This is a genomic window from Ralstonia sp. 25mfcol4.1 (assembly GCF_900104095.1).
GTDB lineage: Bacteria > Pseudomonadota > Gammaproteobacteria > Burkholderiales > Burkholderiaceae > Cupriavidus.
This window is the reverse complement of sequence record NZ_FNJO01000002.1, coordinates 590,216-615,945: the sequence shown is the minus strand read 5'-3', so window position 1 is coordinate 615,945 and position 25,730 is coordinate 590,216. Positions and strand designations below refer to the sequence as shown.

Annotated in this window: 21 protein-coding genes; 13 read left to right on the top strand and 8 right to left on the bottom strand. The window is 66.8% G+C overall.

Going from position 1 to position 25,730, the window contains the following annotated elements:
* Positions 1 to 174 precede the first annotated feature (174 nt).
* The 8 genes from BLQ58_RS05880 to BLQ58_RS05845 all read right to left on the bottom strand — a co-directional run bounded on the left by BLQ58_RS05880 (position 175) and on the right by BLQ58_RS05845 (position 8,628).
* On the bottom strand, positions 175 to 780 hold the full coding sequence (locus BLQ58_RS05880; RefSeq protein ID WP_092595431.1) for a nucleotidyltransferase family protein: 606 nt from the start codon (positions 778 to 780) through the stop codon (positions 175 to 177).
* Positions 777 to 1,826, bottom strand: a complete 1,050-nt coding sequence (locus BLQ58_RS05875; protein ID WP_092595429.1) for an XdhC family protein — start codon at positions 1,824 to 1,826, stop codon at positions 777 to 779. Before BLQ58_RS05875 ends, BLQ58_RS05880 begins: the two co-directional genes overlap by 4 nt.
* Positions 1,799 to 2,383, bottom strand: a complete 585-nt coding sequence (locus tag BLQ58_RS05870) for an SRPBCC family protein (protein WP_092595427.1) — start codon at positions 2,381 to 2,383, stop codon at positions 1,799 to 1,801. Before BLQ58_RS05870 ends, BLQ58_RS05875 begins: the two co-directional genes overlap by 28 nt.
* Positions 2,374 to 3,621 carry a vWA domain-containing protein gene (locus BLQ58_RS05865; RefSeq protein ID WP_092595554.1) on the bottom strand — a complete coding sequence of 416 codons (1,248 nt, stop codon included), beginning with the start codon at positions 3,619 to 3,621 and terminating at the stop codon, positions 2,374 to 2,376. Before BLQ58_RS05865 ends, BLQ58_RS05870 begins: the two co-directional genes overlap by 10 nt.
* Before the next feature lies 1 nt (position 3,622).
* Positions 3,623 to 4,519, bottom strand: coding sequence for an AAA family ATPase (locus BLQ58_RS05860; protein ID WP_092595425.1), 897 nt, complete (start codon positions 4,517 to 4,519; stop codon positions 3,623 to 3,625).
* Positions 4,520 to 4,921: 402 nt separating this feature from the next.
* Positions 4,922 to 5,722, bottom strand: a complete 801-nt coding sequence (locus tag BLQ58_RS05855; protein WP_092595423.1) for an FAD binding domain-containing protein — start codon at positions 5,720 to 5,722, stop codon at positions 4,922 to 4,924.
* Positions 5,723 to 5,736: 14 nt separating this feature from the next.
* Positions 5,737 to 8,121, bottom strand: a complete 2,385-nt coding sequence (locus tag BLQ58_RS05850) for a xanthine dehydrogenase family protein molybdopterin-binding subunit (protein WP_092595421.1) — start codon at positions 8,119 to 8,121, stop codon at positions 5,737 to 5,739.
* A 12-nt stretch (positions 8,122 to 8,133) separates the two neighbouring features.
* Positions 8,134 to 8,628 (bottom strand): (2Fe-2S)-binding protein, encoded by a 495-nt coding sequence (locus BLQ58_RS05845; RefSeq protein WP_092595419.1) that lies wholly within the window; start codon positions 8,626 to 8,628, stop codon positions 8,134 to 8,136.
* Between the two features lie 257 nt (positions 8,629 to 8,885).
* Here BLQ58_RS05845 and BLQ58_RS05840 point away from each other — a divergent pair, with 257 nt between their 5' ends.
* From BLQ58_RS05840 to aspS, 13 genes are all read left to right on the top strand, one after another.
* Entirely contained in the window at positions 8,886 to 9,464 is a 579-nt protein-coding gene (locus tag BLQ58_RS05840) for a YqaA family protein (protein WP_092595417.1), read from the top strand.
* A gap of 200 nt (positions 9,465 to 9,664) precedes the next feature.
* The gene (locus tag BLQ58_RS05835; protein WP_092595552.1) at positions 9,665 to 13,639 is read left to right on the top strand and encodes a DUF3683 domain-containing protein; all 3,975 of its coding nucleotides are present in this window, start codon (positions 9,665 to 9,667) and stop codon (positions 13,637 to 13,639) included.
* Positions 13,640 to 13,648: 9 nt separating this feature from the next.
* Positions 13,649 to 14,083, top strand: coding sequence for an HIT family protein (locus BLQ58_RS05830; protein ID WP_092595415.1), 435 nt, complete (start codon positions 13,649 to 13,651; stop codon positions 14,081 to 14,083).
* 209 nt (positions 14,084 to 14,292) lie between these two features.
* Complete coding sequence (locus BLQ58_RS05825) at positions 14,293 to 16,200, top strand: ABC transporter ATP-binding protein/permease (RefSeq protein WP_092595413.1); 1,908 nt, start codon at positions 14,293 to 14,295, stop codon at positions 16,198 to 16,200.
* A gap of 57 nt (positions 16,201 to 16,257) precedes the next feature.
* Positions 16,258 to 16,674 (top strand): gamma-butyrobetaine hydroxylase family protein, encoded by a 417-nt coding sequence (locus BLQ58_RS05820; RefSeq protein WP_092595411.1) that lies wholly within the window; start codon positions 16,258 to 16,260, stop codon positions 16,672 to 16,674.
* A gap of 22 nt (positions 16,675 to 16,696) precedes the next feature.
* Entirely contained in the window at positions 16,697 to 17,428 is a 732-nt protein-coding gene (ubiE, locus tag BLQ58_RS05815) for a bifunctional demethylmenaquinone methyltransferase/2-methoxy-6-polyprenyl-1,4-benzoquinol methylase UbiE (protein WP_092595410.1), read from the top strand.
* A gap of 50 nt (positions 17,429 to 17,478) precedes the next feature.
* The gene (locus BLQ58_RS05810) at positions 17,479 to 18,477 is read left to right on the top strand and encodes a Tim44 domain-containing protein (protein ID WP_092595408.1); all 999 of its coding nucleotides are present in this window, start codon (positions 17,479 to 17,481) and stop codon (positions 18,475 to 18,477) included.
* Between the two features lie 115 nt (positions 18,478 to 18,592).
* Complete coding sequence (locus tag BLQ58_RS05805) at positions 18,593 to 19,270, top strand: ubiquinone biosynthesis accessory factor UbiJ (protein ID WP_092595407.1); 678 nt, start codon at positions 18,593 to 18,595, stop codon at positions 19,268 to 19,270.
* Positions 19,271 to 19,327: 57 nt separating this feature from the next.
* Positions 19,328 to 20,905 carry a ubiquinone biosynthesis regulatory protein kinase UbiB gene (ubiB, locus tag BLQ58_RS05800; protein WP_092595405.1) on the top strand — a complete coding sequence of 526 codons (1,578 nt, stop codon included), beginning with the start codon at positions 19,328 to 19,330 and terminating at the stop codon, positions 20,903 to 20,905.
* A gap of 279 nt (positions 20,906 to 21,184) precedes the next feature.
* Positions 21,185 to 22,621, top strand: coding sequence for a high affinity choline transporter 1 (locus tag BLQ58_RS05795; protein WP_092595550.1), 1,437 nt, complete (start codon positions 21,185 to 21,187; stop codon positions 22,619 to 22,621).
* Between the two features lie 194 nt (positions 22,622 to 22,815).
* Entirely contained in the window at positions 22,816 to 23,121 is a 306-nt protein-coding gene (locus BLQ58_RS05790; protein ID WP_092595403.1) for an FmdB family zinc ribbon protein, read from the top strand.
* A gap of 13 nt (positions 23,122 to 23,134) precedes the next feature.
* Positions 23,135 to 23,830 carry a DUF502 domain-containing protein gene (locus BLQ58_RS05785; RefSeq protein WP_092595401.1) on the top strand — a complete coding sequence of 232 codons (696 nt, stop codon included), beginning with the start codon at positions 23,135 to 23,137 and terminating at the stop codon, positions 23,828 to 23,830.
* A gap of 48 nt (positions 23,831 to 23,878) precedes the next feature.
* Positions 23,879 to 25,687: an aspartate--tRNA ligase gene (aspS, locus tag BLQ58_RS05780; protein WP_092595400.1), complete on the top strand. Its 1,809-nt coding sequence runs from the start codon at positions 23,879 to 23,881 to the stop codon at positions 25,685 to 25,687.
* Positions 25,688 to 25,730 lie beyond the last annotated feature (43 nt).

The window sequence follows — 25,730 nt, the reverse complement described above, 5'->3', positions numbered from 1 at the left end:
CGAGGTTTTCGCCCCTCTCCCGCTGGCGGGAGAGGGGCGGGAGAGGGGCGGGGGAGGGCGGGCCATCCCAGATGCGACGGATCGGCAAGCAGAACCTCAAGGCCCTCTCCCCCCAACCCCTCTCCCATTGCATGGGAGAGGGAAGCCAGAAAGCAGCGGACGGTATGTCGTCCGCTAGACCAGATCCCCCGGCAGGTCGATATCCCGGAACGCCCCGTCATCCTCGGTCAGGATGCGCGTGACCGGCTGCGACTTCAGCAGCGCACGCGCGCCTTCGTCGCCATCGAGCTTCAGCAGTTCGTCTTTCCACGCCGCGCCGAATCCCACGGGGTGGCCGCGTTGCCCGTCGCGCCACGGCGCGGCGATGGTGTCGCGCGATGTGATTGTGAGGGCCACCGCTCGCACCAGTTCCATCGACAGCCACGGCATGTCGGCCAGGGCCACCACCCAGCCGCGCGCATCGGCGCAGGCTGCCACGCCCGCGCGCAGGGCCGCACCCATGCCGGCTTCGGCTTCCGGGGCCTCGATCACCCTGCAGCCGCCGCGCCGCAACTCCTCGGCCAGTTCCGGCATGCCGGGGCGCACCACGGCAATCGAATTGGGCAGACCGGCTGCCAGCGTGCGCGCGCTGCGCCAGGCCACGGTGCGGCCATCGGGCAGTGTTTCGAGCAGCTTGTTGCGCAGGCCGGCAGGATCGAAGCGCCTGCCGAAGCCCGCCGCCAGCAGGATGCCCGTGGGCAGATCGGTCTGCGTCAGCGGGGCACGGGCGTGTCTGCTCATGGCTGTGCGGCGGGAACGCCGCCGGGCAGGATCGGACACTCGACTTCGCCGGCCGCGATTTCGCGGGCGGCCTTGGCGCCTTCCACCTGAAGGATGTCGGGCAGCGACACGTGGTTCTTGGCGGCAACCACCTCGGCCAGGATCGAGATCGCGATCTCGGGCGGCGTGCGGCTGCCGATATAGATACCCACCGGGCCGTGCAGGCGGGCCAGCTGCAGGTCGGTCAGGTCGAACTCCTTGAGCCGCTCGCGCCGCGCCTGGTTGTTGCGGCGCGAGCCTAGCGCGCCCACGTAGAACGCGGGTGTGCGCAGGGCCTCCATCAGCGCCAGGTCGTCCAGCTTCGGGTCGTGCGTGAGCGCGATCACCGCGCAGCGTTCGTCGAGCTGCATGGCCTCGACCGTGTCGTCGGGCATCGTGCGCACCATCGTCACGCCGGGGATGTCCCAGGTCTCGGTGTATTCCTCGCGCGGGTCGCAGACGGTGACCTGGAAGCCCAGGCCCACGGCAATCTGGCACAGGTACTTCGACAACTGGCCCGCGCCGATCACCAGCATGCGATAGCGCGGCCCGTGGATGGTCATCAGCGTCTGGCCGTCGAACGCCAGGCCGTCGGTCGCCACGGCGTGGCCCAGCGTGGCCCGGCCGGTGGCCATGTCCAGCGAACGCGCCACCAGCCGGCCGCCTTCCACCGCCTGCAGCAGTTCGGCAAGGCCGCTGTGCGGTGCCAGCGGTTCGGCCACCAGTTCGATGGTGCCGCCGCAGGGCAGGCCGAAGCGATGGGCTTCCTCGGCGCTGATGCCGTACTTCATGGCTTCGGGGCGCGTGGCCCGGATGCCTTCCTTGTGCACGCGATAAATGATGTCGTCCTCGATGCATCCGCCCGAGACCGAGCCGACCACAAGGCCGTCGTCGCGCACCGCCAGCATCGCGCCTTCAGGCCGGGGCGACGAGCCCCATGTCCTGACCACCGTCACCAGCAATACGCCGTGTCCTTCCTGCTGCCACTTCACGCTGCTTTTCAGGACTTCGAGATCCACGCTGTCCATGATCGTTTCCGCTTCTTCGTCTGTTCCTCGCCGCCGTCGCCGTTGTCGGCCCCGGCGGCCCCGTTGCTCTGGGTGTTGTCGTTGTTGTCACTGTCCGGCGCGTCATCGTCGCCGGGGCTGCCGCCCACGGCCTCGGTGAAGCGCACGAAAAACGCATCGGCCATCTTGCGCGCCGCGGCATCCACCAGCCGCGAGCCGATCTGCGCGATCTTGCCGCCCACCTGCGCCTGCACCACATAAGTGAGCAGCGTCTCGTCGCCCTCGGGCGTCAGCGTGACCTGGGCGGACCCCTTGCCAAAGCCGGCCGCGCCGCCCTGTCCGTCGAACTGGATCGTGTAGCGGTCCGGCGCCTGGATGTCCTGCAGGGCCATGCGTCCCTTGAAGCGCGCCTTGACCGGCCCCACGGCGGCGGTCAGCGCAAGCTGGTAGGCGTTTTCGCCATCGGGCTCGATGCTCTCACATCCGGGAATACATTGCTTGAGCAGGGCTATGTCGTTCAGCGCCTCCCATGCCACCTGTTGCGGCACGGGCAGGCGCTGGGTCTGGTTCATTTCCATGGCGGATTTCCTTGTCGGGGGGCGGTTTGTCTGTCCGATGGCGGGGCCGGGGGCCTGCCGGTGTCCGCCAGCAGCGTTTCCAGTGCCAGCAGGCTGTCAAGGTTGTGGGCCGGGCGCAGCGCATCCACATGCGGCAGGATGGCCTGGATGCCGCGCGCCTGGGGCGCGAACTCAGCGTAGCGCAGCAGCGGATTGAGCCACACGATGCGGTGCGCGAAGCGGCGCAGCCGCGCCATTTCCCGTTCCAGCAGGTCGATGTGTTCCAGGTCGATGCCGTCGCTTGCGAACAGCACGGTGGCGCGGCCGCTCAGGGTGCGGCGTGCCCACTGCCGGTTGAAGGCGGCCAGCGCGGCGCCGATGCGGGTGCCGCCGGCCCAGTCGCGCACCTGTTCGGTAATCAGCGTCACGGCGTCGTCGGGGTCGCGTTCGCGCAGCGCACGGGTAACGTTGGTCAGCCGCGTGCCGAACAGGAATACGTGCATGCGCTCGCGCGACTGCATCAGCGCATGGCAGAAGTACAGCACCGCGCGCGAGTACTGGCTCATCGAGCCCGAGATGTCGAGCAGCAGCACCACGGGCGGCTTGCGCTCGGCACGTTTGCGATATTTCCAGCGCAGCCATTCGCCATGCTGGCGCACGGCCAGCCGCGCGCTGGCACGCAGGTCGGCATGGGTGCCGCAGGCGGCGGCCCGGAGCCGGCGCGTGCGTTGCAGCGCCAGGTGGGCGCGGCGCGTGCGTACCAGATGCTGCAGGGCCCGCCATTCATCGGCGGTCAGCGTTTCGAAGTCGCGGCTTGCCAGACGCTCGCGGTCGGAGAAGGTCAGCGGGGCGGTGAAGCGTTCCTCGCGCATCGGCTGGTCCGGCCTGCGGGCCGCCGGCTGGCGCGCCGCCAGTGCATCGGCAAGGCGATTGCTGCGCCTGGGCGGCGGCGCGCCGGCGTCCACGCGCGGCAGCAGCATCGCGCGCAGCTTGCCTTCCCAGTCGGGATCGCGCCAGAACAGGTCGAAGGCGGCATCGAACAGCGGCCGCTGGTCGGGCCCGGACAGCATCAACGCGGCCAGCGCGGCACGGACTTCGCTGCGCGCGCCGATGTCGATGTGGCGCAAGGCGTCCAGCGCATCGACGGCATGGGCCGGCGACAGGCCAAAGCCCGCATCGCGCAGCAGCCGCGTGAAATGGGTCACGTTGCGAGCCAGCATCGGCAAGGCAGTGCGATGGGGCGGCACGTCGGGCGGCATATCAGGCGGCCGGCGCGGCGCCGGCCAGCAGGTCGGCGATGGTGGGGCCATCGGCGCGCGCCAGGTCGTCCTGGTACTTGAGCAGCACGCCCAGCGTGTTGCGTACCGACTGCGGATCGAGTTCGGTCACGCCCAGCGCGGCCAGCGCGCGGCACCAGTCGATGGCTTCGGCAATGCCGGGTGCCTTGAACAGGTCGATGCCGCGCAGCCGGTGGATGAAGTCCACCGCCTGCTGCTGCAGCGCCGCGGCGGCTTCGGGCGCACGGGCGGCCACGATCTGCAGTTCCCGGTCGCGGCCCGGGTAGCCCATCCACTGGTACAGGCAGCGGCGCTTGAGCGCGTCGTGTACCTCGCGGGTGCGGTTCGACGTGATGACGATCAGCGGCGGGCGTTCGGCGCGGATCACGCCGATTTCGGGGATCGACACCTGATACTCGGACAGCACTTCGAGCAGGAAGGCCTCGAACGGCTCGTCGGCGCGGTCGATCTCGTCGATCAGCAGCACGCGCGGCACATCGGGCCGGGCGGGGTCCGGCAGCAGCGATTCAAGCAGCGGCCGCTTGAGCAGGTAGTCGTCGTGGTAGAGCGATTGCTGCTCGGGCCGCTCGCCGCGCGCTTCGGCCAGACGCAGCGCCATGATCTGGCGCGGGTAGTCCCACTCGTAGAGCGCACTGGCGGCATCGAGCCCCTCATAGCACTGCAGCCGCAGCAGGCGCGTGCCGAGCATGCCAGCCATGGCCTGTGCCAGCGCTGTCTTGCCAACGCCGGGCTCGCCTTCCAGGAACAGCGGCCGGTGCATGCGCAGGGCCAGGTACAGCACGGTGGCGGTCTCGCGATCGGCGAAGTACTGCTGGGCTTCGAGCTGGGTGAGGGTCTGGTCGATGGAGGTGGGAAGCATTGTCACGGCAGCAGGCAGGTTAACGAAGCCAATTCAACGAAGCCAATTCAACGAAGCCGATGGTTGTTTAACGGCCACTGCCGCGAGCCACGCCCAGGTGGACGCAGACACTGGTGTCCTGGCTCCCTCTCCCCTCATGGGGGAGGAGAGGGGTGGTACAGCAAGCGGCCACATCCAGCGAAGCCGTCGGTGTGATCCGGCATGGTGGTGCCTGATATGCCGTGCCCTCTCCCCCGGCCCCTCTCCCGCCTGCGGGAGAGGGTAGCCAACCAAAGGGGCGGGCGAAGCCGTCGGTGTGGTCCAGCATGGTGGCGTTTGACATGCCGTGCCCTCTCCCCCGGCCCGCTCCCGCTTTGCGGGAGCGGGAAGCAAACCAGAGGGGCGGGTGAGCCGCAGGCGACACTATCCCTTCAGCGCCTGTTCCACGGCCCTGGCCGTCAGCACCGGAATCAGGTGCGCGCGGTACTCGGGCGAGGCATGCAGGTCGCGGTTGAGGCCGGATGGATCGACCTTCACCGCGCGTGCCGCCGCCACGGTGAAACTGGCGGTCAGCGCCTGTTCGAGCGCCGGCGCGCGGAACACGCTGTCGGCCGCGCCTGTCACGGCCACGCGTACGGCCTGGCCGGTGCGCGCCACCATCACGCCCACCAGCGCGAAGCGCGACGCCGGGTTGCGGAACTTGATGTAGGCAGCGCGGTCGGGCACGGGGAACCGTACGGCCGTGATCAGCTCGTCAGGCGCCAGCGCAGTCTCATAGAGGCCCTTGAAGAAGTCATCGGCGGCAATGCTGCGACGGTCGGTGACGACGGTGGCGTTCAGGCCGAGCACTGCCGCCGGGTAGTCTGCGGCGGGATCGTCGTTGGCCAGCGACCCGCCAATCGTGCCCATCGCGCGCACCTGGCGGTCGCCGATGCCGAATGCCAGCGCGGCCAGCGCCGGAATGCGCCGCATGACCTCGGCGTTGGCGGCCACGTCGGCGTGGCGCGCGGCGGCGCCGATCACCAGTTCGTCGCCTTGCACCGTGATGTCCGCGATGCCCGGAATGCGCGAGATGTCGACCAGCGTCGATGGGGCGGCCAGGCGCAACTTCATCGCGGCCAGCAGGCTTTGCCCGCCGGCCAGGAACTTGGCCTCGCCATCGGCCTTGAGCTTGGCCACTGCGGCGCCGGCGTCCGTGGCGCGTTCATACTGGAATGCGTACATGGTCGTCTCCTCCGTTATGCGGCGCTGCCCTGGGCAGCCTGGATGGCCTGCCACACGCGGTGCGGCGTGGCGGGCATCTGCACGTCGTGCACGCCCAGCGGGGACAGCGCATCGACCAGCGCGTTGATGAACGCCGGCGGTGACCCGATGGCACCGGCCTCACCGCAGCCCTTCACGCCCAGCGGGTTGTGCGTGCACGGCGTGCCGCTGGCGGTTTCCACCGTGAAGTCGGGCAGGTCGCCGGCGCGCGGCATGGCGTAGTCCATGTAGGAACCGGTCAGCAACTGGCCGCTGTCGGGATCGTAGATGCACTGCTCCAGCATGGCCTGGCCCAGCCCCTGGCCGATGCCGCCGTGTACCTGGCCCTCGACGATCATCGGGTTGATGACGTTGCCGAAGTCGTCCACCGCCGTGAACTTGACGACGTGCGACTCGCCCGTGTCGGGGTCGACCTCGACCTCGCAGATATAGGCGCCCGACGGATACGTGAAGTTGGTCGGGTCGTAGAACGCGTTTTCGTTCAGGCCCGGTTCGAGCTTGTCGAGCGGGTAGTTGTGCGGCACGTAGGCGGTCAGCGCCACCTCGCCGAAGGTCTTGGTGCGATCGGTGCCGGCCACGCGGAACACGCCGTCCTGGAACTCGATGTCGGCGTCGGAGGCTTCCAGCAGGTGCGCGGCAATCTTCTTGGCCTTGGCCTCGATCTTGTCCAGCGCCTTCATGATGGCCGAACCGCCCACGGCCAGCGAGCGCGAGCCGTAGGTGCCCATGCCGAACGGCACGCGGCCGGTGTCGCCATGCACGATCTCCACGGCATCCATCGCAATGCCCAGCCGGTCCGCCACGATCTGCGCGAACGTGGTCTCGTGGCCCTGCCCGTGGCTATGCGACCCGGTGAACACGGTTACCGTGCCGGTCGGGTGGACGCGGATCTCGCCCACTTCGAACAGCCCCGCACGCGCGCCAAGGGCCCCGGCGATGTTCGACGGGGCCAGCCCGCAGGCCTCGATGTAGCAAGAGTAGCCAAGCCCGCGCAGCTTGCCGCGCTGCTTTGCGGCGTCGCGGCGCGCCGGGAAGCCGGCCACGTCGGCCAGTTCCTGGGCCCGCGCCAGGCAGGGCTCGTAGTCGCCGGTGTCGTAGGTCAGGCCCACGGGCGTGGCGTAGGGGAAGGTGCGGATGAAGTTCTTGCGGCGCAGCGTGGCCGGGTCGGTGCCGGTCTCATGCGCGGCGGCTTCGACCAGGCGTTCCACCACGTAGGTGGCTTCGGGCCGGCCCGCGCCGCGATAGGCATCGACGGGCGACGTGTTCGTGAAGACGGCCTGCACCTCGGCGTAGATGGCCGGGGTGGCGTACTGGCCGGCGAGCAGCGTGGCGTAGAGAATCGTCGGCACGCTGCTGGCGAACGTGGAAAGGTACGCGCCCATGTTGGCCACCGTGTGCACGCGCATGGCCAGGAACTTGCCGTCGGCATCGAGCGCCAGTTCGGCCTTGGTCACGTGGTCGCGGCCGTGAGCGTCGGTCAGGAACGATTCCGACCGCTCGGCCGTCCACTTGACCGGGCGGCCGACCTTCTTCGACGCCCAGGTCAGCGCCACATCCTCCGGATACAGGAAGATCTTCGAGCCAAAGCCGCCGCCCACGTCGGGCGCGATGATGCGCAGGCGCGATTCGGGCAGCCCCAGCACGAAGGCGCCCATCAGCAGGCGTTCCACGTGCGGGTTCTGGTTGGACACGTAGACCGTGTAGCTGTCGTCCTGGCGGGTGTAGCTGGCATTGACCGCGCGCGGCTCGATGGCGTTCGGGATCAGCCGGTTGTTGACGATCTCCAGCGTGGTCACGTGGGCGGCCCTGGCGAATGCGGCGTCGGTGGCGGCGCGGTCGCCGTGGCCCCAGGTGTAGCAGGTGTTGGCCGGCACGTCGTCGTGGACCAGCGTGGTCGCCGCGGCGGCGTCGGCCGGGCTGACCACGGCGGGCAACTCGTCGTAATCGACCACGACCTTCTCGGCCGCATCGCGCGCCTGCTGCAGCGACTCGGCGACGACCAGCGCCACCTGGTCGCCCACGTGGCGGACCTTGCCGTGCGCCAGGGCGGGGTGGGGCGGCTCCTTCATCGGCGAGCCGTCGATGCTGTGGATCAGCCAGCCGCAGGGCAGGCCGCCCACCTTGTCGCCAGCCATGTCGTCGCCGGTCAGCACGGCGATCACGCCGGGCGACGCCAGGGCGTCCGCCGTATCGATGGACCGGATGCGCGCATGCGCATGCGGCGAGCGCACAAAGTAGCCGTAGCTCTGGTGCGGCAGCGTGACGTCGTCGGTGTACTGGCCATTGCCGGTCAGGAAGCGGTAGTCCTCCTTGCGGCGCACGGGCGTGCCGATGAACGGGTGCTTTTCGGGTGCGTTCATGACGGGCCTCCCTTATTCGGCGCTGACCGTGGCGCGGTCGCCCTGCATGGCGGCCTGCCCCTGCTGCACCGCACGCACGATGTTGTGGTAGCCGGTGCAGCGGCACAGATTGCCTTCGAGCTGCTCGCGGATGGCCTGGGCATCGGCATGCGGCTGCTGCTGCAGCAGCGACGTGGCCGCCATCACCATGCCGGGCGTGCAGAAGCCGCATTGCAGGCCGTGGCATTCGCGGAACGCCTGCTGCATGGGGTGCATCTCGCCGTTGGCCGCCAGGCCTTCGATGGTGGTCACGCTGGCCCCGTCCGCCTGGACTGCCAGCAGGTTGCAGGACTTCACGGCACGGCCGTCCAGATGGACGGTGCAGGCCCCGCACTGGGCGGTGTCGCAGCCCACGTGGGTGCCGGTCAGGCGAAGCTGCTCGCGCAGGAACTGGACCAGAAGGGTGTTGGGTTCGACCTGCGCGTCAACGGGCTTGCCGTTGACCGTCAGGCGGATCGGAATCGCCATGCTTGTCTCCATGTGGGGTGGTGCGCGCATGGCCAGCTCCGCCGATCCCCGAATGAAAGACTGCGCGGGACGGGCCACGACGCGGTACTGCCGCTTGGTTGAGACGGCTATTTCGTGATATTGGTGCTGCCGGGTTTGCCCGGTCTTGCGGCGGAATGAACGATCCGCCGCCACAGGCTCTAAAAGTAAATCACAAAACCATCGGTGCTGCCATGCGGGTTCCCCTGCCCTGAGCGGCCTGTCCAACGTCCCCGCGCATGGAAGCCTTCATCGACTGGCTGTTCGAGACCGTAGCCCTGCCCAAGGTCGGGCTGCCGGCCATTTTCGTGGTCAGCCTGGTGTCGGCCACGCTGCTGCCGCTGGGGTCGGAGCCCGCCGTGTTCGGCTACGTGAAGCTCAATCCGGACATGTTCTGGCCGGCGATCCTGGTGGCCACGGCCGGCAACACGCTGGGGGGTGCCATCGACTGGTGGCTGGGCTACGCCGCCAAGCTGGCGGTGGTGCGTTACCGCCAGCGGCGCCAGCACCACGAGCATGAGCGCGAACATGCCGAACATCGCAAACACCCTCGCAAGCGGCACAAGCCGGGGCTGGACGCCAGATATTTTCGCTGGATGCGCCGGTACGGGCCCCCGACCATGCTGTTTTCGTGGCTGCCTGGTATTGGTGATCCATTGTGCACTTTGGCGGGTTGGCTGCGCATGCCGTTCTGGCGCAGCCTGTTCTATATGGCAATCGGCAAGTTTCTGCGCTACCTGGCCATGACAGCCAGTCTGCTCTGGATTCCCGATTCGTTCTGGCATGGCGTGGGCGCGGCAATCCGGCAGTGGTTCTAGGCGTGGGAGGGCAGGCGCCCGGAAATGCCTGAAATGCGCGAAATTGCATGCAATCCATGCCGATCCCGGACATTTTCAGGGGTTATTCCCCCAAAACGGGCTTGCTGCGGTGCGGCGAAACTGGGCGTTGCAGTACAATCGCCCTTTAATGACGAAAATCGCGCACCGTCCCCGTGCGCAGCTTCGAAGCGGTCCCGCCCATGAACGCCCCACTCGTGCTCGATGCCAAGCTCGCCACGCAGGACGCCCCGCCGCGCCTGCGTGAGATCCCCTATAACTACACGTCGTTTTCGGATCGCGAGATTGTCATCCGTCTGCTGGGCGAAGAAGCCTGGCGCATCCTCGACGAACTGCGCGGCGAACGCCGTACCGGCCGGTCGGCCCGCATGCTTTACGAGGTGCTGGGCGATATCTGGGTGGTCCGCCGCAATCCCTACCTGCAGGACGACCTGCTGGAAAATCCCAAGCGCCGCCAGATGCTGGTCAGCGCGCTGCACCACCGCCTGAACGAAATCGAGAAGCGCCGCGCCGCCGACCGTGCCGAGCACGCCGAGCCAGCCGCCGAAGACCGTTCGCACCGCGTGGAGCAGCTGGTCGCGTTCGCCAAGCAGGCGATCGAGTCGTTCCAGCAGGAATTTGCCAATGCCTACGCGCTGCGCAAGCGCACCCAGCGTGTGCTGGGCAAGGTGACCCAGAAGGACAACATCAAGTTCGACGGCCTGTCGCGCGTGTCGCACGTGACCGACGCCACCGACTGGCGCGTGGAATACCCGTTCGTGGTGCTGACGCCGGACACCGAGGAAGAAATCGCGGGGCTGGTCAAGGGCTGCTTCGAGCTGGGCCTGACCATCATTCCGCGCGGGGGTGGCACCGGCTACACCGGCGGCGCCGTGCCGCTGACGCCGTTCTCGGCCGTCATCAACACCGAAAAGCTGGAGCAGCTGGACGCGGTGGAGATGTCCGACCTGCCCAACGTGTCGCACAAGGTGGCGACGATCTTCTCGGGCGCCGGCGTGGTGACGCGCCGCGTCGCCGATGCCGCCGACCGCGCTGGCCTGGTGTTCGCCGTGGACCCGACGTCGATCGATGCATCGTGCATCGGCGGCAACGTGGCGATGAATGCGGGCGGCAAGAAGGCCGTGCTGTGGGGTACGGCGCTGGACAACCTGGCGTGGTGGCGCATGGTCGATCCCGAGGGCAACTGGCTCGAGATCACCCGCATGGACCACAACCTGGGCAAGATCCATGACGTGCCGGTGGCCACGTTCGAGCTGAAGTGGTCGGACGGCAACCGCAAGCCGGGCGAGAAGGTGCTGCGCACCGAGACGCTGGCCATCGAAGGCCGCAAGTTCCGCAAGGAAGGCCTGGGCAAGGACGTTACCGACAAGTTCCTGGCCGGCCTGCCCGGCGTGCAGAAGGAAGGCTGCGACGGCATAATCACCAGCGCGCGCTGGATCCTGCATCGCATGCCGAAGCACATCCGCACGGTCTGCCTGGAGTTCTTCGGCCAGCCGCGCGACGCCATTCCCAGCATCGTCGAGATCAAGGATTTCCTCGATGCCGAATCCAGACGCGAGGGCGGCGCCATCCTGGCGGGGCTGGAGCATCTGGATGAACGCTATCTGCGCGCGGTCGGCTACGCGACCAAGAGCAAGCGCAATGCCTTCCCGAAGATGGTGCTGATCGGCGATATCGTCGGCGACGACGAAGACGCCGTGGCGCGCGCCACCTCGGAAGTAATCCGCATGGCCAACGGCAAGAGCGGCGAAGGCTTCATCGCCGTGAGCCCCGAGGCCCGCAAGAAGTTCTGGCTCGACCGCTCGCGTACCGCCGCCATCGCGCGCCACACCAACGCCTTCAAGATCAACGAGGACGTGGTGATTCCGCTGCCCCGCATGGGCGAGTACACGGACGGCATCGAGCGCATCAACATCGAACTGTCGACCAAGAACAAGCTCAAGCTGCTGGACGAGCTGGAAGCATTCTTCGCGCGCGGCAACCTGCCGCTGGGCCGCAGCGACGACGCCAACGAGATTCCGAGCGCCGAACTGCTGGAAGACCGCGTGCAGCATGCGCTGACGCTGCTGCGCGAGATCCGCGCGCGCTGGCGCTATCTGCAGGACCACCTCGATACGCCGCTGCAGACCGCCCGCGCATCGCTGATCGGCCATGGCCTGGGCCTGCTGGGTCCGGCCTTCGAGCAACGCCTGCAGAGCCAGCCGGACGCCACGGTGTTCCACCTGATGCAGGACCGTACGATCCGCGTGAGCTGGAAGAACGAGATCCGCGCGGAACTGCGCAAGATCTTCAACGGTGGCGAATTCAAGCCGATCCTGGACGAGGCGCAGAAGATCCACAAGCAGGTGCTGCGCGGCCGCGTGTTCGTGGCGCTGCACATGCACGCCGGTGACGGCAACGTCCACACGAACCTGCCCGTCAACTCGGACGACTACGACATGCTGCAGGACGCGCACCGCGCGGTGGCCCGCATCATGGACCTGGCGCGTTCGCTGGACGGCGTGATTTCGGGCGAGCACGGCATCGGCATCACCAAGCTCGAATTCCTGACCGAAGACGAGATCGGCGAATTCCGGGAGTACAAGCAGCGCGTGGACCCGCAGGGCCGCTTCAACAAGGGCAAGCTGCTGCCGGGCGCCGACCTGCGCAATGCGTACACGCCGTCGTTCGGCCTGATGGGGCACGAGTCCATCATCATGCAGCAGAGCGACATCGGCGCCATTGCCGACAGCGTCAAGGACTGCCTGCGCTGCGGCAAGTGCAAGCCCGTGTGCGCCACGCACGTGCCGCGCGCCAACCTGCTGTACAGCCCGCGCAACAAGATCCTGGCCACGTCGCTGCTGGTCGAGGCGTTCCTGTATGAGGAGCAGACGCGCCGCGGCGTGTCGATCAAGCACTGGGACGAGTTCTCGGACGTGGCCGACCACTGCACGGTCTGCCACAAGTGCGTGACGCCGTGCCCGGTCAAGATCGACTTCGGCGACGTGTCGATGAACATGCGCAACCTGCTGCGCAAGATGGGCCAGAAGAAGTTCAACCCGGGCACCGCCGCGTCGATGTTCTTCCTGAACGCGACCAATCCGCAGACGATCAACATGACCCGCGCGGCCATGATCGGCTGGGGCTACAAGGCGCAGCGCCTGGGCAACGAGGTGCTCAAGAAGTTCGCGAAGAAGCAGACCCAGCATCCGCCCGCCACGGTTGGCAAGCCGCCGGTGCAGGAGCAGGTGATCCACTTCATCAACAAGAAGATGCCGGGGAACCTGCCCAAGAAGACGGCGCGCGCGCTGCTCGATATCGAAGACAACGAGATCGTGCCGATCATCCGCAACCCGAAGACGACCACGGCCGAGACCGAAGCCGTGTTCTACTTCCCGGGCTGCGGGTCGGAGCGCCTGTTCTCGCAGGTGGGGCTGGCCACGCAGGCCATGCTCTGGCACGTGGGCGTGCAGACCGTGCTGCCGCCGGGCTACCTGTGCTGCGGCTATCCGCAGCGCGGCGCCGGCCAGTATGACAAGGCCGAAAAGATGGTCAGCGACAACCGCGTGCTGTTCCACCGCGTGGCCAATACGCTGAACTACCTCGATATCAAGACCGTGGTGGTCAGCTGCGGCACGTGCTACGACCAGCTGGCCGGGTACGAGTTCGACAAGATCTTCCCGGGCTGCCGCATCATCGACATCCACGAGTACCTGCTCGAAAGGGGCGTGAAACTGGAAGGCGTGACCGGTACGCGCTACATGTACCACGACCCCTGCCACACCCCGATCAAGACGATGGACCCGACCAGGCTGGTGAACGACCTGATGGGCGGCAACCAGGGCGGCGGCAAGATCGAGAAAAACGAGCGTTGCTGCGGGGAATCGGGCACGCTGGCCGTGACGCGTCCGGATGTGTCGACGCAGATCCGTTTCCGCAAGGAAGAGGAGATGCGCAAGGGTGCGGACAAGCTGCGCACCGACGACTTCAACGGCGACGTCAAGATCCTGACCAGCTGCCCGTCCTGCCTGCAGGGCCTGTCGCGTTACAACGAGGATGCGTCGGTCACGGCCGATTACATCGTCGTGGAAATGGCCAAGCACCTGCTGGGCGAGAACTGGATGCCCGAGTACGTGGCCCGCGCCAACGCCGGCGGCATCGAGCGCGTGCTGGTGTAAGCCATTGCCATGAGCCGGGTTCCGAACTGCCCGCTCTGCGAAGCCGACGGCGGCGAGCTGGCCTGGATGGGCGACCGCGCGCGCGTGATCCTGGTCGAGCACGGCCGCTTCCCGGGATTCTGCCGCGTGGTCTGGAACGACCATGCCGCCGAGCTGACCGACCTGGACGATGCCGACCAGGCGTGGCTGATGCGGCTGGTGGCGCGCGTCGAGCGCGTGGTGCGCGAAGTCATGACGCCGGACAAGGTCAACCTGGCCGCGTTCGGCAACATGGTGCCGCACCTGCACTGGCACATCATCCCGCGCTACCGCTGGGACACCCATTTCCCGGAAGCCGTCTGGGCGGCGCCCCAACGGGCCGCCGATGCGGCGCGCATTGCCGAACTGGGCAGCCGACTGCCGGCGCTGCGCACGGCACTTTCGATGCTGACCGATCCGGACTGACGCCGGTTGGGCCACCGGCCGGCAACCGGCCGCGGCCTGCTGCCGGCGACTGCCGACCGTTATTGACCGGCTCCGCTGCAATTCTTCCCGTCCCCTTGTAAAGTGCCGTAGCAGTCTGGTACGGAACCCGCCCGCCGGGCGGTGCGTCTGACTCCGGTCGAACAACAACATGCCCGCCGGCCTTGCGCGGTGGGCCAACCGCTGGCGCCATGTCATCCACACCGTCGTCCGTTATCGTGCCCGGTCCTGCCGTACCCGCCGAGGCCCTCAAGAACCAGAGCCGGCTGCGCCTGGCCGCCACCTGGGCGCTGATCAAGCCGTACTGGGGCTCGGAAGACCGCAAGGCCGGCCTGGGGCTGCTGACGCTCGTCGTGGCGCTGAACCTCGGCATCGTCTACATCAACGTGCTGCTCAACGAGTGGAACCGCGTGTTCTACAACGCCATCGAGCAGCGCGACTTCGTCTCGTTCAAGGCGCTGCTGCTGCGTTTTTCGTGGATCGCGGCCTGCTTCATCGTGCTGGCGATCTCGCGCCAGTACTACCAGATGATGCTGCAGATGCGCTGGCGCACCTGGATGACGGGCACCTTCATGCAGCGTTGGCTCGGGCACCAGGCTTACTACCGCATCGAGCAGACCCATTCGACCGACAACCCCGACCAGCGGCTGGCCGACGACCTGCGCCAGTTCACCGACGGGGCGCTGACGCTGTCGATGGGGCTGCTCAATTCGGCGGTGACGCTGGTGTCGTTCATCGGCATCCTCTGGGTGGTGTCGGGCCCGATCACGCTGGCACTGGGCGGCACGGACCTGACGATCCCGGGCTACATGGTCTGGTTTGCCATCGGCTACGCGGTGGTGGGCTCGCTGATCGCCCACTTCGTGGGGCGGCCGCTGATCGGGCTGTCGTTCCAGCAGGAACAGTACGAGGCGAACTTCCGTTTCATGCTGGTGCGCCTGCGCGAAAACAGCGAGCCGGTGGCGCTCTATCGCGGCGAGCCGACCGAGCAGGCGGGCCTGCGCGCCCGTTTCGAGCGGATCCGGGCAAACTGGAACCAGCTCATGCGCTACACCCGGCGCCTGACGTTCGTGAATTCAGGTTACGGCCAGTTCGCGATCATCTTCCCGCTGCTGGTGGCCGCGCCGCGCTATTTCTCGGGCAAGCTCACGCTGGGCGGCCTCATGCAGATCAACTCCGCGTTCGGCCAGGTACAGGGCGCGCTGTCGTGGTTCGTCGACAGCTATTCGACGCTGGTGGGCTGGAAGGCCGCCGCCAACCGTCTGATCGATTTCCAGGATGCCATGCGCGTGGCCGAGCGCCAGGACCTGACGCACGAAGGCCCGGGCGATATCGAGGTGGTGCAGTCCGCCAGCCCGTCGGAGGGCGATATCTCGATCAGCGGCCTGGCCCTGGCGCTGCCGGTGCGGGGCGGGCTGGGCGTGGACGACGAAGGTGTCGATCCCGACAGCCATCCGGGGCAGCGCCCGCTGGTGGCGCCGTTCTCGCTGTCGATCGCGCCGGGCGAACGCTGGCTGGTGCACGGGCCGTCGGGCTGTGGCAAGAGCGTGCTGTTCCGCGCGCTGGCCGGCATCTGGCCCTATGGCAGCGGCCGTATCACGGTGCCGCACCGGCGCATGCTGTTCCTGCCGCAGCGCAGCTACCTGCCGATCGGCACGCTGGCCGATGCGCTGTCGTACCCCGACGCCGGCAACAGCCATTCGCGCGAGACGCTGGTGGCCGTGCTGCGCAAGGCGCGGCTGGGCATGCTGACGAAGCATCTGGACGTTTTCGACAACTGGTCGCTGCGCCTGTCGCCCGGCGAGCAGCAGCGCCTGGCCTTTGCCCGGGCGCTGCTCCAGAAGCCGGATTACCTGTTCCTGGACGAAGCCACCAGCGCGCTGGACGAGGAAACCGAGCGCGCGATGTATCAGCTGATGGTGGACGAGCTGCCTGGCGCCGCCATCGTCAGCATCGCGCACCGCAGCACCGTGGCCGCCTTCCATGGCCGGCGTCTGCGCTACGTGCCGGTGAACCGGGGCGACGAAAGCGGCGGCGGCCCGCGGGATGGGCAAGGCGAGGGGGGTGGAGTAAGCTATCGGGTCGTACAAGACGCATGACGGCGCCGCTGTAACGGTCCTCCGGGATCGCCCAGGCGGGCACCGCGACCATTCATCATGGCAGGCCTCGACAAAGATACTCCTCACCCCACCGCGCTGACCGTCCACACGCAGTCGCGCGTACTGGAAGTCGGCTTCGACAATGGCCGCACCTGGCGGTTGCCGTTCGAGTTGCTGCGCGTATACTCGCCGTCCGCCGAAGTCCAGGGCCACGGCCCCGGCCAGGAAACGCTGCAGACCGGCAAGCGCCACGTGGGCATCGCGGCGGTGGAGCCGGTGGGCAACTATGCGATCCAGATCCGCTTCGACGATGGCCACGACACGGGCATCTATACGTGGGAGCTGCTGTACCGCCTGGGCGACCAGCAGGACACGCTGTGGGACGGCTACCTGAAGCGGCTGGAAGCCGCGGGGCTGGACCGCGATGCGCCGATGCCGGCGGCCGGTGGCCACGCCTGCGGCCATCATCACTGAATCTAGTACCTGGAGTCTGAGAATGAGCGAAACCCACTTCGGGTTCGACAAGGTCGACGAATCGGAAAAGGCCGGCAAGGTTGCCGGCGTGTTCCACTCGGTGGCCAGCAAATACGACGTGATGAACGACCTGATGTCCGGTGGCATGCACCGCGTCTGGAAGATGTTCACGATCGCCCAGGCCAATGTGCGGCCGGGCCACAAGGTACTGGACATCGCCGGCGGCACGGGCGACCTGGCCAAGGCGTTCGCCAGGCAGGCCGGCCCGAAGGGCGAGGTCTGGCTGACCGACATCAACGAGTCGATGCTGCGCGTGGGCCGCGACCGCCTGCTCGACAAGGGCATCGTCACGCCGGTGGCGCTGTGCGACGCCGAGAAGATCCCGTTCCCGGACAACTATTTCGATTTGGTCACGGTGGCCTTCGGCCTGCGCAACATGACGCACAAGGACCGCGCCCTGGCCGAGATGCGCCGTGTGGTCAAGCCGGGCGGCAAGGTGATGGTGCTGGAGTTCTCCAAGGTCTGGAAGCCGCTCGAGAAGTTCTATGACGTCTATTCTTTCAAGGTGCTTCCCTGGCTGGGCGAGCGCGTGGCTGGGGATGCCCCGAGCTATCGCTATCTTGCGGAATCGATCAGAATGCATCCAGACCAGGGCTCACTTGTACGCTTGATGGAACAAGTTGGGCTCGAACAAGTCGAATACTTCAACCTGACGGCCGGAGTCGTGGCGCTCCACGTCGGGAGAAAGTACTAATTCGCCATGTTCGGCCGATAAAGGCCGAAAATGACAGGGGAAAAGCTCAAATGTCTTCTTTTCGTGGAAAATTCCTGGCGGCCGCGCTGATCATGACGGTGGCCATGGGGGCAGCACTCGACGCCAATGCGAAACGCCTCGGCGGGTCGCGCAGCGTCGGCAAGCAATCGTCGAGCGTGACGCAGCAGCGTCAGGCCACGCCGCCGCAGCAGAATGCGCCGGCCCAGCAGCAGCCCGCGCAGCAGCAGGCTGCCCCGGCGGCCGCCGGCGCCGCGGGTGGCGCGGCGGCTGCGGCGCCGAAGCGTAACTGGGGTGGCATGCTCGGCGGCCTCGCGGCTGGCCTGGGCCTGGGCTATCTGCTGTCGCACTTCGGTCTCGGTGGCGCCGCAGCCAGCTTCCTGGCCAATGTGATCATGTTTGCCGTGATCGCGATGATCGCCCTGTGGCTGTTCCGCAAGTTCCGCGGCGGCTCGGCACGTTCGCAGACCCCGGCCTACGCCGGCATGGGCGGCAACGGCAACAATTCGCCGTTCGGCGGCGCGGCGCGCGATGCCGAGCCGACGCTGCGTCAGGCCGAACCGGTGCAGCCGGCCGGCTACAACGGCGCCGCAGCCAACCCGGTCATGGGCGGCGCGTCCGCCGGTGCAGCCGCCGCGGCGGTGCAGCAGCCGTGGGACGTGCCGGCCGACTTCGATACCGAAGCCTTCCTGCGCAACGCCAAGGTGCATTACGTGCGCCTGCAGGCTGCGTGGGACGCCGGCAACCTGGACGACATCCGCGAATTCACCACGCCGGAAATGTTCGCCGAGATCAAGATGGACCTGTCCGAGCGTGGCCAGTCCGTGAACAAGACCGACGTTGTCACGCTGGACGCCCAGTTGCTGGGCATCGAGACCACGCCGGCGCAGCATATTGCCAGCGTGCGTTTCTCGGGCATGATCCGCGAGACGGCCGGGGAAGCGGCGCAGCCGTTCGGCGAGGTCTGGAACCTGGCCAAGTCCGCATCCGGCGGCGGCTGGCTGCTGGCTGGTATCCAGCAGGAATCCTGAGCGGCGCGTCCGCCGCCGCATGGATGACATGAAGCGGCGGCCGAGTAGCTTAGAATGGAGGCCCACGTACGCGTGGGCCTTTTTTGTTGGGCAGACCTGCCCGGAACCGGACGCCATGAACGCCTTGCCGATACCCCTGGCCGCGCCGATCGTCGCCGCACTGAATCACCTGATCGAACAGGAGCCCTGGGCCTGCGGCCTGCTGGCGCCATTTGCCGGCCGCGTCATCCGGTTCGACGCCGCGGCATTCGCGCTGTCCCTGCGGATTACGGATCCGGGCGGCATCGAGCAGGCCGCCGAAGCCGATACGCCCGCCGTGACGCTGCGGGTGCCGTTGCAGCAGTGGCCGCTGGTGGTGGCGGATGTGGCCGAAGGCGGCCAGGCCGCCGCCATGCGACATGTCCGGATCGATGGCGATGCGGAACTGGCCAATGCGGTGTCGACGCTGGCGCGCAATCTGCGCTGGGACGCGGCCGAGGACCTGTCCCGTGCGCTGCGCGGCGTGATGGGCGGCCCGGTCAGCGACAGCGTGGCCCAGCGCATGGTGGACGGCGCGCGCCAGGCGCATGAAAGCGCCACCCGCGTGGGCCGGGCGCTGCTCGACAACGTGACCGAATACCTGCTCGACGAACGGCCAACCCTGGTGCGCCATGCCGCGCTGGACGGGTTCGGCGCCGACGTGGCGCGTGTGCGGGACGACCTGGCGCGGCTGGAAAAGCGGCTCGAACGCCTGGAACGCTCGGGTGGACAGGGGGAGGGGGCTTCGGGCCAGCTTCCGTCGGCCCACCGTTAATCGCCATGTCACTCTTCGCTGCCGCTTCGCGCGGCGCCGTCTTTTGAAAATCCCCGCATGACCCGCCTGCTGCGTCTCTGCAAGATTATTTTCGTCATCCTGTACTACGGGCTCGACGAGCTTGTGCTGTCCGGCTTCAAGAGTCGGCGCATCAAGTTTCTGGTGCGCGTGATCACTATCGGCCGCAAGCTGGAACAGCCGCGCGGCGAACGCCTGCGCCTGGCGCTGACAACGCTGGGGCCGATTTTCGTCAAGTTTGGCCAGGTGCTGTCTACCCGGCGCGACCTGATGCCGCCCGATATCGCCGACGAACTGGCCAAGCTGCAGGATCAGGTGCCGCCGTTCGATTCCGCGGTGGCGGTGAAGATCATCGAAAAGTCGCTGGGCCGGCCGCTGGCGCAGCTGTACGAGAACTTCGAGCACCAGCCCGTGGCAAGCGCGTCGATTGCGCAGGTTCACTTCGCCACGCTGCGCGGCGGCCCGAACCATGGCCGCGAGGTGGCCGTAAAGGTGCTGCGGCCCGGCATGCTGCCCGTGATCGACAGCGACCTGGCGCTGATGCGCGACATGGCCACGTGGCTGGAGCGCGTGTGGGTCGACGGCCGCCGCCTGAAGCCGCGCGAGGTGGTGGCCGAATTCGACAAGTACCTGCACGACGAACTGGACCTGATGATCGAGGCGGCCAACGCCAGCCAGCTGCGCCGAAACTTTGCCGACAGCGACCTGCTGTGCGTGCCCGAGGTGTTCTGGGACTGGTGTACCAGCACCGTCTTCACGATGGAGCGGATGCACGGCATCCCGATCTCGCGCACCGAATCGCTGAAGGCCGCCGGCGTCGACATGCACAAGCTGGCCGAGGAAGGCGTGGAGATCTTCTTCACGCAGGTATTCCGCGACGGCTTCTTCCACGCCGACATGCACCCGGGCAACATCCTGGTGTCGGTGCAGCCGGAGACCTTCGGCCGGTATATCGCGCTGGACTTCGGCATCGTCGGCGCGCTGTCCGAGTTCGACAAGAACTATCTGGCACAGAACTTCATCGCCTTCTTCCGCCGCGACTACCACCGTGTGGCGCTGCTGCACGTGGAGTCGGGCTGGGTGCCGCCGGAGACACGCGTCGAGGAGCTGGAATCGGCGGTGCGCGCCTGCTGCGAACCCTATTTCGACAAGCCGTTGCGTGAGATCTCGCTGGGCATGGTGCTCATGCGCCTGTTCCAGACGTCACGCCGGTTCAACGTCGAAATCCAGCCACAGCTGGTGCTGCTGCAGAAGACGCTGCTCAATATCGAAGGACTGGGCACCCAGCTGGACCCCGATCTGGACCTCTGGAAGACCGCGAAGCCGTTCCTGGAACGCTGGATGTACCAGCAGGTCGGCTGGCAGGGCGCCTGGGAGCGCGTCAAGGTCGAAGCCCCGCAATGGGCCAAGATGCTGCCTGACTTCCCGCGGCTGGCGCACCAGTTCCTGGAGCGCCGTGCGCTGGTGGACAACGGTGAGCAGGAGCGCCTGCTGACGCAGCTGGTGCACGAGCAGCGCCGCACCAACCGCCGGCTTTCCACCGCGCTGATGCTGATGGGCGGCTTTCTGGCGGGCATCGTGATCGTGCAGGCGCTGGCCTGGGCGGGCTACTGGTAAGGCTGCGCCAGGTGCCGTGCGCCCCGCGCTGCACCGTGCCGGTGCGAGTGTGGGGATTTGACCGCGCCCCGGGGAATTTTTTTCATCCCGGGGAGTCTGCGTCGCTATAATCCGCGTTTTGATTCGGCTACGACCGCCTATGCCCCCTCCCGGGCGCCAGCGGCCCCGACCGATGAATTGGACTCCGGGCGGGGTCTGCCTGGCTCGTTCCAAGGCATCCGGCCGGCATTCGGTTTTTCGCCACCAGGGCATTTCTGGCTATTTGGGATGGGCAGCGGCATGCTGATCTGGTTCGTCATCATCTATTGGGTTATCTCGGTCGGCATCGGCCTGTGGGCGGCACTGCGCGTCAAGGGCACCGCCGACTTCGCCGTCGCGGGCCGCAGCCTGCCGTTCTACATCGTCACCGCCACGGTGTTCGCCACATGGTTTGGCTCTGAAACCGTGCTCGGCATCCCGGCCGTCTTCCTGAAGGAAGGACTGTCGGGGGTGGTGTCCGACCCCTTCGGTTCGTCGCTCTGCCTGATCCTCGTCGGTCTGTTCTTCGCCCGGCCGCTGTACCGGATGAACCTGCTGACGATCGGCGACTACTATCACAACCGCTACGGCCGGCTGGCCGAAGTGCTGACCACGCTTTGCATCGTCGTGTCCTACCTGGGCTGGGTGGCGGCGCAGATCAAGGCGCTGGGCCTCGTGTTCTATACCGTGTCGGACGGCGCGCTGTCGCAGGAAGCCGGGATGATGATCGGCGCGGCCAGCGTGCTGGTCTATACGCTGTTCGGCGGTATGTGGTCGGTGGCCGTGACCGACTTCATCCAGATGATCATCATCGTGATCGGCATGCTCTATATCGGCTACGAGGTGAGCGGCCAGGCCGGCGGCGTGACGGCCGTGGTGTCGCACGCGGCGGCGGCCGGCAAGTTCGAGTTCCTGCCGTCGCTGGATCTGGTGCAGATCATCGGGTTTGCTGCGGCCCTGTTCACCATGATGCTTGGCTCGATTCCACAGCAGGACGTGTTCCAGCGCGTGACTTCGTCGAAAACCGAGCAGATCGCCGGCCGCGCCTCGGTCCTGGGCGGCGTACTGTACTTCTTCTTTGCCTTCATCCCGATGTTCCTGGCCTATTCGGCCACGCTGATCGACCCGCAGATGGTCGAGAAGTACATCAATTCGGATTCGCAGCTGATCCTGCCGCAACTGATCCTGAACCACGCGCCGATGTTCGCGCAGGTGATGTTCTTCGGCGCGCTGTTGTCCGCCATCAAGAGCTGCGCGTCGGCCACGTTGCTGGCGCCGTCCGTGACGTTCGCGGAGAACATCCTGCGCCCGTATTTCCGCCATTTGAGCGACAAGCAGTTCCTGCGCGTGATGCAGGCGGTGGTGCTGGTCTTTACCACGCTGGTAACGCTGTTCGCGCTGAATTCGCACCTGTCGATCTTCCACATGGTGGAAAACGCCTACAAGGTGACGCTGGTGTCGGCGTTCGTGCCGCTCGCTTTCGGCCTGTTCTGGAAGCCGGCCACGCGCCAGGGGGGGCTGCTGGCCATCGTGCTCGGCCTGACCTCGTGGCTGACCTGCGAGGTGGCCTTCGCCGACGCCACCGTGCCGCCCCAGATGGTGGGGTTGCTGTTCTCTATTAGTGGCATGGTGTTCGGGTCCCTGCTGCCGCAATGGATCAGCGACCGGCCCCCCGTCCGCGAAGTGCATATTGCTTAACTTTTAAGCGCGGGTGTGAAATCGTGACGATTACGCCCCCGAAACCCCGCATTTCCTGCCGGTAGACGCCTCGCCGACGGTTTATAATCAACGGCTTTGCACCGCCGCGCGGGTATTTTCGTGCGCAGGCCCTTGTCGATCCGACGGGGCGCAGCCACTTACCTGCTTTACGTTTCAGATTCCACGAAAGAACCATGCCGATCTATGCCTACCGTTGCGACGCCTGCGGCCACGGGCGCGATGTGCTGCAGAAGATGAGCGATGCCCCGCTCACGGACTGCCCATCCTGCGGCACCGCCGGGACCTTCAAGAAACAACTGACCGCAGCCGGCTTCCAGCTCAAGGGCTCGGGCTGGTACGTGACGGATTTCCGTGGCGGCAGCGGCGGCACCAGCGCCCCGGCCAGCGCCCCTGCTGGTTCGGCGGCAGCCGATGCCGCGCCGGCCGCCCCGGCTGCCGCGCCTGCGGCACCGGCCACGCCGGCCGCCAGCAGCAACTGAGCGCCGGCAAGCCGTGGCTACCAAGAAAACGTCCGCCATCAAGACCTGGTTCCTGACCGGTCTGCTCGTGCTCGTGCCGCTGGGCATCACGCTGTGGGTGCTCAACCTGATCATCGGCACGATGGACCAGAGCATGGCCCTGCTGCCGCTGGCGTGGCAGCCCGAAAACATCTTCGGGCGCCGCATCCCGGGGCTGGGCGCCATCCTGACCCTGCTGTTCATCCTGCTGGTGGGCGTGCTGACGCACAACTTCATCGGCCAGCGCCTGGTGCGCTGGTGGGAAGCGTTGCTGGGCCATATCCCGGTGGTGGGGCCGATCTATACCAGCGTGAAGCAGGTGTCGGACACGCTGCTGTCGTCGTCGGGCAATGCGTTCCGCAAGGCGCTGCTGGTGCAGTATCCGCGCGAAGGGTCGTGGACGATCGCGTTTCTGACCGGACGTCCGGGCGGCGACGTGCAGAATCACCTGCAGGGTGAATACGTCAGCGTGTATGTGCCGACGACGCCGAACCCGACGTCGGGCTTCTTCCTGATGATGCCGAAGGCAGACACCATCGAACTCGACATGACCGTTGACGCGGCGCTGAAGTACATCGTGTCGATGGGCGTGGTGGCGCCGACCGACCTGCCGCGCCGCACCGGCGGCGATGCCCGCGCGGACGACGGCGCGCTGGTTGCCGACGAAGTCGCCGACACCCATACCAACTGAATTTGCGCGCGGCTGCCTGGCGGCCGTGCATTACAGGGACTCTCTCCTATGTCTTCCATGCGTACACATTACTGCGGTCTGGTGACCGAACAACTGACCGGCCAGGAAGTGGCCCTGACGGGCTGGGTGCAGCGCCGTCGCGACCATGGCGGCGTGATCTTCGTCGATCTGCGCGACCGTGAAGGGCTGGTGCAGGTGGTGTGCGATCCGGACCGTCCGGAGATGTTCAAGGCCGCGGAAGAGATCCGCAACGAATTCTGCATCCGCGTGGTGGGCAAGGTGCGCCCGCGTCCGGCCGGCACCGAGAACAGCAACCTGACCTCGGGCAAGATCGAGGTGCTGTGCCACGAGCTGACCGTCCTGAACCCGTCGGTCACGCCGCCGTTCCAGCTGGACGACGACAACCTGTCGGAAACCACGCGCCTCACGCACCGCGTGCTGGATCTGCGCCGTCCGCAGATGCAATACAACCTGCGCCTGCGCTACAAGGTCGCCATGGAAGTGCGCAAGTACCTGGACGCACAGGGTTTCATCGACATCGAGACCCCGATGCTGGGCAAGAGCACGCCCGAAGGCGCCCGCGACTACCTGGTGCCGTCGCGCGTGAACCCGGGCCACTTCTTCGCGCTGCCGCAGTCGCCGCAGATCTTCAAGCAGATGCTGATGGTCTCGGGCTTCGACCGCTACTACCAGATCACCAAGTGCTTCCGTGACGAGGACCTGCGCGCCGACCGCCAGCCCGAATTCACCCAGATCGACTGCGAAACGTCGTTCCTGACCGAACAGGAGATCCGTGACCTGTTCGAGGACATGATGCGCACCGTGTTCAAGAACGCCATCGACGTGGACCTGGTCTCCAAGTTCCCGGTGATGGAGTTCCGCGAAGCCATGGCCCGCTTTGGCTCGGACAAGCCCGACCTGCGCGTCAAGCTGGAATTCACCGAACTGACCGACGTCATGAAGGACGTCGACTTCAAGGTGTTCTCGGGCCCGGCCAACAGCGACAACGGTCGTGTGGTGGGCCTGCGCGTGCCGGGCGGCAGCGCCATCTCGCGTGGCGAGATCGATGCCTACACCCAGTTCGTGGCGATCTACGGCGCCAAGGGCCTGGCCTGGATCAAGGTCAACGAAGTGGCCAAGGGCCGTGACGGCCTGCAGTCGCCGATCGTGAAGAACCTGCACGATGCGTCGATTGCCGAAATCCTGAAGCGCACCGAAGCCAAGGACGGCGACATCATCTTCTTTGGCGCCGACAAGGCCAAGGTGGTCAACGACGCCATCGGCGCGCTGCGCCTGAAGATCGGCCATTCGGAATTCGGCAAGAGCACCGGCCTGTTCGAGGACACCTGGAAGCCGCTGTGGGTGATCGACTTCCCGATGTTCGAGTACGACGAGGAAGACGCCCGCTGGGTGGCCATGCACCATCCGTTCACGAGCCCCAAGGACGAGCACCTGCAGTACCTGGAAACCGACCCGGGCAAGTGCATCGCCAAGGCCTACGACATGGTGCTGAACGGCTGGGAAATGGGCGGCGGCTCGGTCCGTATCTACCGCGAGGACGTGCAAAGCAAGGTGTTCCGCGCGCTGAAGATCGGCGACGAGGAAGCCCGCGCCAAGTTCGGCTATCTGCTGGACGCACTGCAATATGGTGCGCCGCCGCACGGTGGCCTGGCTTTCGGCCTGGACCGTATCGTGACGATGATGGCCGGTGCCGATTCGATCCGCGACGTGATCGCCTTCCCGAAGACGCAACGTGCCCAGGATCTGCTGACGCAGGCCCCGAGCTCGGTCGACGAGAAGCAACTGCGCGAACTGCATATCCGTCTGCGCGCGCAAGAGCCGAAGACGACTGCCTGATCGCCCGACCCGCAGCCGGATCATTCCGGTTCCGGTACGAAAA